The sequence below is a fragment of the Kitasatospora sp. NPDC043949 genome, assembly GCF_056435365.1.
Map to the genome: position 1 here is coordinate 106228 of NZ_JBWKEQ010000005.1, position 13786 is coordinate 120013.

Below are 13786 nucleotides of genomic sequence, written 5' to 3' on the forward strand. Positions count from 1 at the left end.
ACGACTTCCCCCTCAGTCCACACCCTCCCGCCCCCCCCCCCCCCCCCCCCCCCTCCCCCCCCCCCCCCCCCCCCGGGACGTCAGCAGGACGTCAGCGGGTGATCAACGACCCTGGAGGGACTTCACGTTGTCGCCGAAGCTCCATCCCTTCGAGCCGTCCCAGTTGAGCGACCACGTCATGAGCCCCTTCAGCGAACCGCCGAACGCGTTCCACGACTGGCCGACCAGGCCCGGGTCCATGTAGCCGCCGCCCGCGCCGGGCTGGGCCGGCAGGCCGGGCACCTGCTTGTCGTAGGGCACCTTGACGGTGGTGCCCTGGATGGTCAGGCCGTTGTTCAGGCAGGTGGTCTGCGCGGTGAAGCCCTGCACGGTGCCGGCCTGGTAGGAGTCGCCGGAGCAGCCGTACATGCTGCCGTTGTAGTACTGCATGTTCAGCCACCACAGTTGCCCGTTGTCGGCGTACTTCTTGACGATCGGCAGGTAGGCGCCCCAGATCGAGCCGTAGGTGACGCTCCCGCCGGTCACGTACGCGGTTTCGGGGGCCATCGTCAGGCCGAAGCCCGCGGGCATCTGCGCCAGCACGCCGTCGATGATGCGCATCAGGTTGGCCTGGGAGGCGGACAGCGTGCCGATGCTGCCGCTTCCGGACAGGCCGGTCTCGATGTCGATGTCGATCCCGTCGAAGTTGTACTTCTTGAGGATCGGGACGACGGTCGCCACGAACCGGTCGGCGACGGTGCTGGAGCTCAGGTCGATGCCTGCGGCGGCACCGCCGATCGACATCAGGATCGTCGCCCCGGCCGCCTTGGCCTGGCACATCTCGGCGGGGGTCGAGACCTTGACGTTGGTGTCCATGCCGTCCTGCCACTGGACGGTGCCGTCCGAGAGGATCACCGGGAAGGCGGCGTTGATGACGTTGTAGCCGTGTGCGGCGATCCGGCTGTCCGTGATGGGGACCCAGCCCATGCCGGGGTGGACGCCGTTCGCGGCGCCGTCCCAGTTCTCCCAGTACCCCTGGAGGACCTTGCCCGACGGCTTGGGCTTCGTGGGGCACGTGTCACCCGGCGCCGGGGTGGTCGGCGGCGGGGTGGTGGGCGGAGGAGTCGTGGGCGGCGGAGTGGTCGGCGGAGGGGTCGTCGGCGGCGGGGTGGTGGGCGGTGGAGTCGTGGGCGGAGGGGTCGTCGGCGTGGGGCTGCTGCCGCCGGGGCCGGTGAGCGACACGTCGTCCGCGTAGTACGCGGGCTGCCCGTACCAGCCGTGCAGGTAGACGGTCACCGAGGTGGTGTTCGGCCCCGTGGTGAAGCCGACGCTGAGCTGGCTGTACGCCGCACTGCTCGGCGTCCAGGTGGACGGGTCGCTGCCGGCGCCGGTGCCGGTGGCGCCCAGGTAGACGTAGCTGCCCTGGACGTAGGCGCTCAGCGTGTACTGGGAGTTGGGCTGCACGCTGACGGTCTGGCTGCACTGGGCGCTGTCCGGGCCGGTCGGCGTGGCCTTGAGCGCGGCGGCCCCGGAGTGGACCGGACTGCTGACGACCGCGCCGGAGCCGCCGGAGCAGGTCCAGCCGGAGAGTCCGCTCTCGAAGCCGGGGTTGGCCACCAGGTTGGGGGTGGCGGCCCCGGCCGTGACGGAGCCGGCCGCGGCGACGCCGGCACCGATGACGGCGACGGCGCTCACCCCGGCGAGGGAGCGCCGCAGGACGCTCGGCCCGTGCTGGGCACGGCTGGTCCGGTTCACCTGCGCCGTGCGTTCCACGCCCGCCCGCGGCTGCGGGCGAGGGGTCCGGAGCGGCTCGCTCCCGGCCGGGTCGCCTTCGGGGCGGCCGGGATCCGGACAGGGTCGGACATCGCCCGACGGACGTGGAGTACGCGACCTTCGACGGAACATGCTGCGCTCCCTTCCCGCCGAACGCCATGGACATGACCGACGCGTGGGGGCGCGACGCCCGGCTGTGGGTGAGGTGGGGACATGTGGGGCTGTGCCGGACCGGATCGTAGGAGGGGCGGCGCAGCTCGTCAATAGGTCTGGACCAATCGCGAGGTGCGGCCCGGTCGGCCGCAACAGAAGCCGACGTCAGGCCGTACGGCCCCGCCCGGTCGACCGGGCAGGGGCCCGGGCGCGGCCGACGGGCCGTCCGGATCGGACGGCCCGTCGGTTCGCTACGGGGCGGTCACCGGGCCAGGCCCTCCGGGCTCCGCCAACTCACCAGGCGGGCGCCGTCCGGCGGGAGGTCCACGACCTCGTTCCCGAAGACCCGATTGATCGAGCTGCCCCCGTTCAGCGAGATGTCGGCGCCGTAGACGTGCAGGGAGACCGCGCGACCTGTGCCGCCGTTCGACACCCGGTGGATGTCCTCGTCGGGCGGTACGAGGAACTGCACCCGGCCGGGAGAGCAGGTGGTCCGGCCGGACGGCACCAGCACCCGGCGGCCGGTCCTGGAGGGCCGCCACAGCCGGAACGCCTCGTCCACCTCGACGCCCTCCACCACACCTGACACGCACCAGGCGACATGGTCGTGGATCGGGGTGGACTGCCCGGGCAGCCAGGTCAGGGCCACCACGGAGTGCGTCCGTCCGGCGTGCAGCAACCGCTGCGAGTAGCCGTCGGCGCCACCGGCGCACAGGTCGTCGGGCACGATCAGCCCGGACCGCAGGTACTTGCGCAGGGTGTCCGCGGTGAGCTGCGCGGTCAGCACGTCCGCGGCGGCGTAGCGCGCGAGGTCGGAGAGGAACTCGTCGAGGTTGGAGCGCGGTTCCACGGTCTACCGCCCCACCCCGGTGAGCGCGCGCAGCGGCACCGGTGCGGCGATGACGCGGGTCACCGCCACCAGGGCGACGAACAGGCCGATGGTTGTGCCACCGCGCGACGACGCGGCTTGGTCGATCATGGGAATCCTTTTGAGCGGTGCGGAACTTGCCGAAGGCCCGACCGTAGGAATCCATGGCAGACAAGTGATCAACGCGCGGTCGGCGGCGTCGGCGCCGGCCCGCATTCACCTCAGCTGCATTTCGGCCAACTGTGCGAAAGGTCTGTTCGCAGCCACGGCACCCCCTTAGAGTGGCGGCGATCCTCCACAAGTGGCCTTTTCTTCACGCCAGTTCACTGGATCTTCACATCAGTGCACTGGCCTCGGGACGTTCAGCGCAGTCTGTTCCCACCATCGAGCCGAAAGGGCCGGGTCCGTGACGCAGGCGTTCCAGTCCCCCGGCTTCGCCGCGCTGGCGGCCGACCGCGCGGTCGAGACGCGGCTCGTCGACGAGCGCTGGCAGGCGGTGGCCTGGGACCTGAGGACGGGTCGGCGCCGGGTGGTCACCGACGGGCCGGGGGGCGTCCATCTGAGCGAGATCGAGCCGGACGGCGACGCCATCTGGTGGTTCGACGCCGACAACGCCGGGGAGGGCCGGTGGTGGCGCGAGCCGTTCGCCGGTGGCGCGGGCGGCGAGGCGCTGCACGACGTGCCGCGCGGGCGGGCATACGGCGTCGCCTTCGACCGGACGGGCGCGCTCGCCGCGGTGGTCGTCGGTGTCGACGGCGCCTCGCACTGCTACGTCGGACCGCCCGCGGGCGAGGCCCGGCTGATCGGTTCGGCGCCGGGGTACCTGAGCCTGGCCGACCTGTCGCCGGACGGTCGGCTCCTCGCCCTCGGCGGGCGGCCCGACGGGGACGACTCAGTGGTCCTGTGGCCGACAGGCGCCCAGGCGGGCGCGCAGGCGGGCACGCAGGCAAACGGTCCGCTGCGGATCGCCGGGGACCGCCGACTACGGCTCTGGCCGATCGAGTTCAACCCGCTCGCGGGACTCGAACCGGAGCTGCTGCTGGTGGTCGAGGAGGACGAGCGGTACACCGTCGCGACCTGGCGGGCCGGCACGGGACTGCGCAGGTACCCGGGGCTGTCGTTCGACTCGCAGATATCGGCCGGCTGGTACCGGGGGCCGCGCGAGGTGCTGATCCAGCACGAGCGGGCCGGGCGGAGCCGGCTGCTCCTCGCCGACCTCGACCCGCCGGAGGGACAGGGGGCGACGCGGCAGCGGGTGACGCCGCAGGGAGCCGCACGGCAAGGACCGGCGGAACAGGCCCCGCCCGTCCGGGAGATCAGCACGCCCGGCGGCACGATCCACGACCTGTCCTGCGCTCCGGACGGCACCTTGCACTGCGTCTGGAGCCGGGAGTCGACACCGCCCCGCCCGCTGGTACTGCGCCCCGGCACGGAGGCTGCGCACCACCCCGGACAGGGCCTCGACCCGGACCGGGGCGACACCTCCCGCAGCCGGCGCTGGACGCCCCGGCCGTACGGGCGGATCCACAGCTTCGTCAGCACCCCGGTCGGCGAGGGCCCGTGGCCGACCCTCTTCCTGGTCCACGGCGGCCCCGCCACCCACGACCGCGACTCCTACGACCCGCGGGTGAACGCCCTGGTCGGCCGTGGCTACGCGGTGGTGCGCACCAACTACCGCGGCTCCACCGGCTACGGCGCCCGCTGGCAGCACGAGTACGGCCACCGGGTCGGGCTGGCGCAGATCGAGGACCTGGCCGCCGTCCGCACGGAGCTGGTCGCCGACGGTACGGCGCTCGCGGAGCGCACCGGCCTGTGCGGATTCTCGTGGGGCGGCTACCTGACCCTGCTGGCGATGGGCGCGCAGCCGGAGTTGTGGTCACTCGGCATGGCCGCTCAGCCGATCGCGGACTACCCCGCCGCCTACCGCACCACCACCCCCGCACTGCGCGCGCTCGATCGGCAGCTCTTCGGCGGGACCCCGGACGAGGTTCCCGAGCGCTACCGCGCGGCCGACCCGCGATCGTACGTGCACCAGGTCCGCTCGCCCGTCCTGCTGGTCGCCTCGCGGACCGACGAGCGGTGCCCGCCCGACCAGGTCGCCCGGTACGCCGCGGACCTGCGCCGGCTGGCGGTGCCGCACGAGCTGCTCTGGGTGGACGGCGGCCACTACAGCCGCCGGACCGCCGACCACCGATCGGTGCTGGCCACGATGGTCCGGTTCGCCGAGCACGCCTGGCCGGCACCGCTCCCCCTGCCACCCCGGGGCGACCGCCCCGAGGTACCCGCCGAACTGGTGGAAGGAGGTGAACATCCATGAAGCGACGCAGCATTCAGAACGACCCGATCAGCACCCCGGAGCGTGACCGGGGCGCCGTGGTGGTCCAGGCCTTCGCACTCGACATCACCAAGGCCGCGGTGGTCGCGCCTGCCCTCAAGGGGCAGCCGAAGCCGAAGCCGGAGACCAAGGGCAAGTGATTCTCCGTCGCTCCGGGGCGCCTGCGGTGCCCCGGAGCGACACCTCATCGACCGCCGGCGATCAACAGAAGTGGCCACCATGCGTATCGTCCTGCTGCACATGCCCTGGGGCGCGATCGACGTGCCGTCGCTGGCGCTCGGGATCATGCACACCGCCGCCGCACGCGCCGACCACCAGGTCGAAGTGCGGTACGCCAACCTGGACTTCGTGGACTGGGCCGCCGAGACCGCGGGTTTCGGCGTGGACGACTACCAGTACTTCTCCGAGAAGTCCTACTTCCAGGGCGCGGGCGACTGGGCGTTCGCCGGTGCGCTGTACGGTGACGACGGCCCGGCCCCCGGCGTCGAGGGCGACATCGAGGGCGACATCGACGACAGCGACGGCGAGTTCGCGGCCTACTTCGAGTACCTGGCCACCAGCGGTGCGAGCGAGCAGGAGATCGCACTGACCCGGGCCACCCGCGCGATCGCCCCCGCGTTCATCGCCCGACTGGTCGACGAACTCGCCGCCGACCCACCGGACCTGGTCGGCTTCACCACCACCTTCCAGCAGAACACGGCGAGCCTCGCCGCCGCGAGGCTACTCAAGCAGCGGTGCCCGCAGGTGCGCACGGTGTTCGGCGGCGCGAACTGCGACGGTCCGCAGGGCGCCGCGCTGCACCGCAACTTCCCCTTCCTGGACTACGTGGTGCGCGGCGAGGGCGAGGCCGCCTTCCCGGCACTCCTGGAAGGCGGCGACCTCTCCGCCGTCCCCGGGCTGTGCTGGCGGGACGGCTCCGGGAAGTCGACGGCCAACGAGATGACGAGGCGTCCGCTGCCGCCCGCGGCGATCCTGGCGCCCCGCTACGACGGCTTCTACGAGCGGCTCGACGCCTCCGTCGCGGCCGGCTGGGTCGATCCCAAGCTGGTCGTCGAAGGCTCCCGGGGCTGCTGGTGGGGCGAGAAGCACCACTGCACCTTCTGCGGGCTCAACGGCTCCTCGATGGAGTTCCGCTCCAAGCCGCCGGCTGACTTCCTCACCGAGGTGCTCACGCTCGCCGAACGCCACCAGCTGTTGGACGTCTACGTGGTCGACAACATCCTGGACATGGGCTACTTCGACACCGTCCTGAAGTCGCTCGCCGAGCTCCCGGTGGATCTGCGGCTGCACTTCGAGATCAAGGCCAACCTGCGCCGCCACCAGTTCCAACTCCTCGGCGACTCGGGCGCGGCCCAGGTACAGCCCGGCATCGAGAGCCTGAGCACCCGGGTCCTGCGGATCATGGACAAGGGGGTGACGGGCTGCCAGAACGTCCGCGCGCTGCGGGACGCGCAGAGCGCCGGAGTGTCGGTGAGCTGGAACTACCTCTACGGCTTCCCGGGCGAGCAGCCGGCCGACTACGAGTCGGTGATCCGCCAACTGCCCGTGCTGCACCACCTGGACCCGCCGACCGGAGCGGGCCGGATCGCGATCGAGCGGTTCAGCCCGTACTTCGACCGCCCCGAGCTGGGCTTCGCGATCACCCGACCGGCCTTCCAGTACGGCGCGACCTACCGCCTGCCGGAGAGCGAACTGGCCGAACTGGCCTACGTGTTCAGCGCACCGCCGCGCGGGATCGGCGGCGACCTCGCGGAGCGGCTGAGCGCGGCGGTGGGCACCTGGATCGCGCGGTTCCCCGACAGCCGGCTCAGCTACCGGGACGCGGGCGGGCGGATCGCGCTCGTCAACACCCGCCCCGGGTACGACTGGCGGGTGGTCGAGCTGACCGATCCGGTGGAGCTCGCCGCCTTCCGGCTGCTGAACCAGCCCCGCTCGACCGCCGCGCTGGCCGCCAAGGTCCCCGGCGGCGCGGCGGCGGTCGAGCCGGTGCTGGAGCGCTTCACCGCGCTGGGCCTGCTGTTCCACGACGGGGACGGTTTCCTCCAGGTCGCCGTCGAGTCCGACAACCAGGTGCTGATGCGGATGCAGCACCGGCACGGCCCCGCCGCCGCCCGCCCTCGCGCCGAGGAGGTGCTCGATGCCGTCACGATCGGCTGAACGGACTGATGCCGGAAGGACCGATGCCGGAAGAGCCGTTGCGGAAAGGACCGTTGTGGAAAGGACCGTTGTGGGAAGGACCGATGCCGCATCCTGGCGCGCGGCCGGCCCGGAGGTCGAGCTCTGGCTCGACTACGACCCCGCCGCCCGGGAGTTGCCGGGCTTCGCGCTCGGCCACCGCACCCTGTCCGGCCCGGCGGAGGCGGAGGTCACCGAACTGCACCGCGCCGGGGTCCGCTGCCTGCGGCTGACCGAGCCGGTGCGGCTCTGCGCGGACGCGCCGGCGGCCTCCGCGCGGGCGCTGATGCTGCTGCGCGAGGCGACCGGGCAGGGGCTGGCCGTGCTCTGGCAGGCCGACTGCACGGACGGCTGCGCGGCACAGCGCCGGTTCCACCACCTGTACCCGCCCGAGCAGTTGACCGGCGGCCCCGAGGACGTCGTCACCGACTGGCGCGCCACGTACTACCCGAGCAAGTGCGTCTTCCGGCGCGGCCCCGGCTTCGTCGAGGTGCGCGACCGCCGGTTCGGGACGCTGGAGCTGTTCACCATCGACGAGCCGGGCCACCTGGCGCAGGTCGAGGCGCTGGCCGAGGGCGTCGAGGTCGGCCGGCTGCCGGACGCCGTCCACCGGGACTTCGCCGCGGCCGGCCTGATCGCCGAGCAGGCCGGCCGCGCCTGGTTCCTGCCCATGCGGGTGCGCCGCTGGCCCTTCCCGTCGCTGACCGTGTAGTTGCCGGAGTTCGAGCCCGAGGAGTGATCCATGACCACCGCGGTCGACGACGCCGCCGCGCGGATGTCCGCCTTCATCCGCGACCCCTACCCCACGCTCACCCGGATCCGCGAGGCCGGCGCGGTCTCCGTCGTGGAGTTCGGCGAGGGCCTGCCGGTCTATCTGGTGACGCGCTACCAGGACGTCCGGGCCGCGCTGATGGACCCGCGCTTCGGGCAGGACGTCCGCCGCAGCCAGGCCATCGCGAGCGGGCGGGGCTCCGGCCTGACGCTCGGTTCGGAGGTGGTCCACATGCTCAACAGCGACCCGCCGGACCACACCCGGCTGCGCCGGCTGATCCAGGGCGTCTTCACCCGCCGGCGGGTCGATCTGATGCGACCGCTGGTCGAGCGCATCGCCGGCGGCCTGCTGGACGGGCTGCGCGGGCGGGAGGCCGCCGACCTGGTGACGGACTTCGCCTTCCCGCTGCCGATCATGATCATCTGTGAGCTGCTGGGCTTCCCGCCGGAGGACATGCAGGCCTTCCGCACCTGGTCGACGGCGATCCTCACCCAGGGCGGCGACATGACCTTCGACCAGGCCACCGCCGAACTGAACGACTACCTGCGCGAGTTGATGACGGCCCGGCGGGCTTCGCCGAGCGCGGACATCCTGACCGACCTGGTGCAGGCCTGTGACGCCGGTGAACTCACCGAGCGGGAGGTGTTCTCGATGGTCTTCCTGCTGCTGATCGGCGGCCACGAGACCACCGTCAACCTGCTCGGCACCGCCACCCTGGCGCTGCTCCACCACCCCGACCAGCTCGCCTGGTTGCGCGCCAACCCGGCGGCGATGCCGGTCGCGATCGACGAGTTCCTCCGCTACGAGTCTCCGGTGAGCATGGCCACGCTGCGGTTCACGAACGCCGACGTGATGGTCGACGACGTGGAGATCCCGGCGGACGAGCTGGTGCTGCTCTCGCTCGGCGCGGCCAACCGGGACCCGGCCCGATTCACCGATCCCGACCGGCTGATCCTGGACCGGGGCGATCCGGGCCACCTGGCCTTCGGGCAGGGCCTGCACCGGTGCCTCGGCTCCTTCCTCGGCAAGCTGGAGAGCGAGGTCGCGCTGACCGGCCTGCTGGAGCGCTTCACGCGGATCGAGCTGGCCGCCGCGGAGGAGACCCTGCCCTGGCGCAACACGATCATGCTGCGCGGCCTGGAGTCGCTGCCGGTCTCGCTCGATGGCTAGCGGCGCGGGAGCAAGCGATACGGGGACGGACAACGCGGAGACGGGCAGCACGGGGACGGGCAGCACGGGGACGGGCGGCGCGCGAGCAGGCGGCGCGGCGGGGCTGTTGCGGTTCCGCCCCCGGATCAGCGTCGCGCCCCTGCGTGCGCGGGGCTTCCGGCTGCTGGTGATCGGGCAGGGCACCTCGGAGTTCGGCAACGCGTTCCAGGTGGTCGCCCTGCCGCTGCTGGTCTACTCCCTCGCCGGAGGCGCCCGCCAGCTGAGTCTGGTGGTCGCCGCCTACGGCGCGGGACGGCTGGCCGCCACCCCGCTCGGCGGGATGCTCGCCGACCGGTTCGGCGCCCGCCGGGTGATGCTGGCCGCCGACCTCGGCCGGCTGCTCGCCACCGCCGGGCTGTGCGCGATCGCCGCCGGCGGGGCGGCGAACTTCTGGCTGATCGGCGGGCTCGCGCTGCTGGTCGGCCTCGGAGCAGGGGTGTTCCTGCCGGCCGCCTGGGCGATCACCCCGACCCTGCTGCCCTCCGAGGACCTGCACGCGGGCAACGCACTGAACAGTACGGTCACCTTCGGCGCCGGTCTGCTCGGTCCGGCGCTGGCCGGCCCGCTGGTCGCCTGGCTCAGCCCGGCCGCCGCACTGGGCCTGGACGCGGCCACCTTCGCCGTGTCGGCGGCCACGCTGTTGCTGATCGGTCGCGGCAGCCTCGTCGCACCCGCCAGCCCGATTTCCGAACGTGCCTCCGTACCGAAGAACTTCCGTGGCCTGCTGCGGGAGTCGCCGTTGCTGCGCGCGGTGCTGACGGTGACGGTGATCGCGAACCTGACGGTGGGCGGCGCCACCCGTGTCGCCCTGCCGACCCTGGCCACCCACGGCTTCGGCGCCGGTGCCGTCGGGCTGGGCCTGCTGCTGGCCGCGTTCACCGGCGGTGCGCTGGTCGGCGGCCTGTTCGCGGCCGGCCTCACCGAGGTGCGCTCGCGGGGCCGCACGGCGATGCTCTCCGGTCTGGTGATGGGTACGGCGATCGGGCTGGTGCCGTTCACCGGCCTCGTCGGCGCCGTGCTGCTGCTCTGCCTGGCCGGCGGCGCCAGCACGGTGACCAACGTCCTGATCGTCACCGGCGTGCAGAAGAGCACCCCGCCCGCCTTGCTGGCCCGGGTCATGGCGGCCGTCACCTTCTGCGCGCTGGGAGTCTTCCCGATCTCGGTGATCGCGGCCGGCGCGGCGGTGGACGCCTTCGGGAGCCGGGGCGTGTTCGCGACGACCGGGCTCTGTTTGACGGGCGCGTTCGGGTACGCGCTGACCAGGCGTGAGATCCGCGAGCTGTGAGCGCCCAGCCGGCCGCCGGGCCCGCCCCTGCCACCGGGAGGCAGGAGGCGGGAGGCGGGGGCGGGGGCGGGCTGCGGCCCCGTCAGCGCAGGGTCGCGGTGACGACCGTCGCGTCCAGGTCCTCGCACCAGGCGTCGACGGCGTCGAGGCCGGCCGCGCGGGCGACGGCCAGGGCCGTCGGGGTCTGCCGTTCGCTGGTCTCGAACAGCAGCGACCCGCCCGTGGCCAGCCAGTGCGGCGCCTCGGCGGCCACCCGGCGCAGCACGTCCAGACCGTCGGCACCGCCGTCCAGCGCCGGCCGGGCCTCGTGCAGCCGGGCCTCCGTCGGCAGCAGCGCGATGTCGGCGCTGGGGACGTACGGGACGTTCGCGAGCAGGACGTCGATCCGGCCGCGCAGGGCGGCGGGCAGCGCGACGAACAGGTCGCCCTCGAAGACCGGGGCCCCGGGCCCGGTGAGGTTGCGGCGGGCGCAGCGGACGGCGACCGGGTCGACGTCGGCCGCGTAGAGCTCGACCGGGTGCGCGGCGGTGGCCGCCACGGCGGCGCCGAGGGCGCCGCTGCCGCAGCAGAGGTCGACGACCACGGCGCCCGGGCCGGTGAGCTCGGTGGCCGTGGCGGCCAGGAACTCGCTGCGGCGGCGCGGCACGAACACGCCCGGGTCGACGGCGATCCGCAGCCCGGCGAACTCGGCCCAGCCGACGACGTGTTCCAGCGGCCGGCCCTCGGCCCGGGCCCGGACCATCACGGCCAGGTCGGCCGGTGTCGCGGCGGCGGCGAGCAGGACCCGCGCCTCGTCCTCGGCGAACACGCAACCGGCGGCACGCAGCCGGGCGACGACCGAGGAACGGAGAGCTGCGGAGGCAAAAACCGACAAGATGACCCCTTGGGGGAATCGGGAGGAGGACGAACGACTCCGTCAGGGCTCCCGCAAGGGCCGACACCGCGCCGACGCGTCCGCGCTACGCGCGCGACGCGCCCGCACGGCCGCGCTCCGGGAGCACCCGCTCGGACATACCGGTAATGGGGCTCACCTCCTTGAGTCGCGGTCGTACACGGCGTCGGCCACCCTACCGCACCCTTGGCGCGGGCGATCAACTGGCCTTCCGGGCCCAGGTCCTGTCCGGCTGTCCGGCTGTCCGGCCGGTTGGCCGGCCGCGGCCGGCCTAGCCGAGCTGCTCGGCGACCAGGGCGGCGAACTCCTCCGGGGTCATGACGGGCACTCCGAGCTCCTCCGCCTTGGCACGCTTGGAGCCGGCCTTCTCGCCCGCGACGAGGAGGGTGGTGCGCTTGGACACCGACGAGGAGGCCTTGCCGCCGGCGCGTTCGATCAGCTCGTTCATCGCGTTGCGGGAGAGCTCGGCGAGGGCTCCGGTCATGCTGCCGGTGACGACCACGCTCTGGCCGGCCAGCGGGCCCGCCGCGGTGTCGTCCGCAGCCGCCGCGCCGCCGTCCGCGGCCCGGTCGGCGGGAGCCGTCGGCTCGGTCACCGCCGTGCCGACGCCCTGCGCCAAGAGCCGGTCCAACAGCGGTGCCACATCGGCGAGTTCGGCGACGATCACGGCGGCCTTCTCGACGCCGATACCGTCCACGCCGGCCAGCGCCGCGGCGTCGGCGGCGCGGATCGCGGCCATGCTGCCGAAGTGCGCGGCGAGTCGGCGGGACATCGTCCGGCCGGTGCCGCGGATGCCGAGGGCGCAGAACACCCGGTTCAGCGGGCGGCTGCGGGCGGTCTCGATCGCGGCGAGCAGGTTGTCGGCGCTGGTGTCGCCCATCCGCTCCAGGGTGAGCAGCTGCTCCCGGGTGAGGGTGAACAGGTCGGCGAGGTCGCCGACCAGCCCGGCCTCGACCAGTTGGACGGCGCGGGTGCCGCCGAGGCCCTCGATGTCGAGCTGGTCGCGCCCGGCCGCGTAGATCACCGAGGCGACCGCCTGGCAGGCCCGGCCGCGCACGCAGCGCCAGCGCTGCTCGGAGGTATCGATGGCGTCGCCGCAGCGCGGGCAGACCTCGGGGAAGGCGATCGGCTGCTCGGCGCCGGTGCGCTGGTCGACCAGGGGCGCCTCGACCCGCGGGATCACGTCGCCGGCCCGGTAGACGAACACCTGGTCGCCGATCATCAGCCCGCGGCGCCCGATGTCGGCCGGGTTGTGCAGGGTCGCGTAGGTGACGGTGACGCCGTCGATCACCACCGGTTCGAGGACGGCCCGGGGCGCGATGATCCCGGTGCGGCCGACGTTCCACTCGACGCCGAGCAGCCGGGTGACCTTGTGCTGCGCCGCCAGCTTGCGGGCCACCGCCCAGCGCGGCGCGCGGGAGCCGGACCCGGCCGCCTCCTGGTCGGCCACCGCGTCCGCCTTCACCACCACGCCGTCGATCCCGAAGGGCAGCGCGGCGCGCAGGCCCGCGATCTCGTCGATCCGCTGCTGTGCCTCGGCGAGGGTCGCGCAGCGGCGCGGCGCGGCATCGGTGCTGGCGGCGGTGTTGGCACCGAGGACGGCCAGCCGGGCGAGCAGGTCGGCGTGGTCGAGGCCGGGCAGGCCGAGGGCGTCGTAGGCGAAGAAGGTGAGTTCGACGCGGTAGGCGCGGTCCTTGGCGCGCAGGGTGCCGGCCGCGCCGCTGCGCGGGTGGGCGAACGGGGTGGCGCCGTGCGCGGTGCGGACGGCGTTGGCCTGCTCGAACTGCTCGTGAGTGAGCAGCACCTCGCCGCGCAGCTCGACGTCGACCGGTTCGGCGAGCCGGGCGGGCAGGCCGAGCACGGCGTCGGCGGCGGCGGTGATGTCCTCCCCCGCCAGGCCGTCGCCCCTGGTCAGCACCTGGGTGAGCCGGCCGGCCCGGTAGCGGGCGGCGACGGCGAGGCCGTCCAGTTTCGGTTCGACGCACCAGGCGGCGACCGGCCGGCCGAGCCGGCGCTCCAGGCCGGCCGCCCAGGACTCCAGCTCCTCGGCCGAGAAGACGTTGTCGAGGGAGAGCATCGGCGCGCTGTGCGGGACGTCGCCGACCGCCGCGCCGCCGGCCACCTTGCCGGTGGGCGACTCGGGCAGCGCCTCGTCCGGGTGCTCGTGCTCGTAGGCCTCGATCGCCCGCACCAGGGCGTCGTACTCGTCGTCGCCGAGCGGGGCGGAGCCGTCGGCGTAGTACGCGGCGGCGGCCCGTACGGCGGCGGCGACGGCGTCAGCGTAGGCCTGCGGGGAGGCCAGGGCGGCGGGAGGGGCCAGGGTGGCTGCGTCCTTCATACCGCCA

The 13786-nt window shown here is 73.6% G+C and carries 11 protein-coding genes; 6 read left to right on the plus strand and 5 right to left on the minus strand.

Annotation, left to right across the window (positions count from 1 at the left end; all coding sequences use genetic code 11):
- Positions 1–102: 102 nt before the first annotated feature.
- The 3 genes from AC07AL_RS06775 to AC07AL_RS06785 all read right to left on the minus strand — a co-directional run bounded on the left by AC07AL_RS06775 (position 103) and on the right by AC07AL_RS06785 (position 2884).
- Positions 103–1734 (minus strand): carbohydrate binding domain-containing protein, encoded by a 1632-nt coding sequence (locus AC07AL_RS06775; RefSeq protein ID WP_400845198.1) that lies wholly within the window; start codon positions 1732–1734, stop codon positions 103–105.
- A gap of 433 nt (positions 1735–2167) precedes the next feature.
- Complete coding sequence (locus tag AC07AL_RS06780) at positions 2168–2755, minus strand: cysteine dioxygenase family protein (protein WP_478317085.1); 588 nt, start codon at positions 2753–2755, stop codon at positions 2168–2170.
- A 3-nt stretch (positions 2756–2758) separates the two neighbouring features.
- A complete protein-coding gene (locus AC07AL_RS06785) occupies positions 2759–2884 on the minus strand; it encodes a hypothetical protein (RefSeq protein WP_363586262.1) in 126 nt (41 codons plus the stop codon).
- A 295-nt stretch (positions 2885–3179) separates the two neighbouring features.
- On the opposite strand from AC07AL_RS06785, the gene AC07AL_RS06790 reads away from it, so the two are divergent.
- From AC07AL_RS06790 to AC07AL_RS06815, 6 genes are all read left to right on the plus strand, one after another.
- On the plus strand, positions 3180–5090 hold the full coding sequence (locus tag AC07AL_RS06790; protein ID WP_478317087.1) for an alpha/beta hydrolase family protein: 1911 nt from the start codon (positions 3180–3182) through the stop codon (positions 5088–5090).
- Positions 5087–5248: a hypothetical protein gene (locus AC07AL_RS06795; RefSeq protein WP_363586260.1), complete on the plus strand. Its 162-nt coding sequence runs from the start codon at positions 5087–5089 to the stop codon at positions 5246–5248. Before AC07AL_RS06790 ends, AC07AL_RS06795 begins: the two co-directional genes overlap by 4 nt.
- 79 nt (positions 5249–5327) lie before the next feature.
- Complete coding sequence (locus AC07AL_RS06800; RefSeq protein ID WP_400808104.1) at positions 5328–7265, plus strand: RiPP maturation radical SAM C-methyltransferase; 1938 nt, start codon at positions 5328–5330, stop codon at positions 7263–7265.
- 70 nt (positions 7266–7335) lie between these two features.
- Complete coding sequence (locus AC07AL_RS06805; protein ID WP_363632982.1) at positions 7336–7995, plus strand: DUF5825 family protein; 660 nt, start codon at positions 7336–7338, stop codon at positions 7993–7995.
- Between the two features lie 30 nt (positions 7996–8025).
- Positions 8026–9225: a cytochrome P450 family protein gene (locus AC07AL_RS06810; protein WP_363586257.1), complete on the plus strand. Its 1200-nt coding sequence runs from the start codon at positions 8026–8028 to the stop codon at positions 9223–9225.
- A 106-nt stretch (positions 9226–9331) separates the two neighbouring features.
- Positions 9332–10549: an MFS transporter gene (locus AC07AL_RS06815; RefSeq protein WP_363586256.1), complete on the plus strand. Its 1218-nt coding sequence runs from the start codon at positions 9332–9334 to the stop codon at positions 10547–10549.
- 82 nt (positions 10550–10631) lie between these two features.
- Here the strand turns inward: AC07AL_RS06815 and AC07AL_RS06820 are convergent, their stop codons facing one another.
- Positions 10632–11423 carry a putative protein N(5)-glutamine methyltransferase gene (locus AC07AL_RS06820; RefSeq protein ID WP_400808108.1) on the minus strand — a complete coding sequence of 264 codons (792 nt, stop codon included), beginning with the start codon at positions 11421–11423 and terminating at the stop codon, positions 10632–10634.
- Positions 11424–11712: 289 nt separating this feature from the next.
- Positions 11713–13779, minus strand: a complete 2067-nt coding sequence (gene ligA, locus AC07AL_RS06825; protein ID WP_400808110.1) for an NAD-dependent DNA ligase LigA — start codon at positions 13777–13779, stop codon at positions 11713–11715.
- Positions 13780–13786 lie beyond the last annotated feature (7 nt).

Bases quoted from the DNA above. Each gene is read 5' to 3' on its own strand.
- AC07AL_RS06810 (WP_363586257.1), top strand. From the start codon at position 8,026: ATGACCACCGCGGTCGACGACGCCGCCGCGCGGATGTCCGCCTTCATC.
- AC07AL_RS06795 (WP_363586260.1), top strand. From the start codon at position 5,087: ATGAAGCGACGCAGCATTCAGAACGACCCGATCAGCACCCCGGAGCGT.
- AC07AL_RS06785 (WP_363586262.1), bottom strand. From the start codon at position 2,884: ATGATCGACCAAGCCGCGTCGTCGCGCGGTGGCACAACCATCGGCCTG.
- ligA (WP_400808110.1), bottom strand. From the start codon at position 13,779: ATGAAGGACGCAGCCACCCTGGCCCCTCCCGCCGCCCTGGCCTCCCCG.
- AC07AL_RS06800 (WP_400808104.1), top strand. From the start codon at position 5,328: ATGCGTATCGTCCTGCTGCACATGCCCTGGGGCGCGATCGACGTGCCG.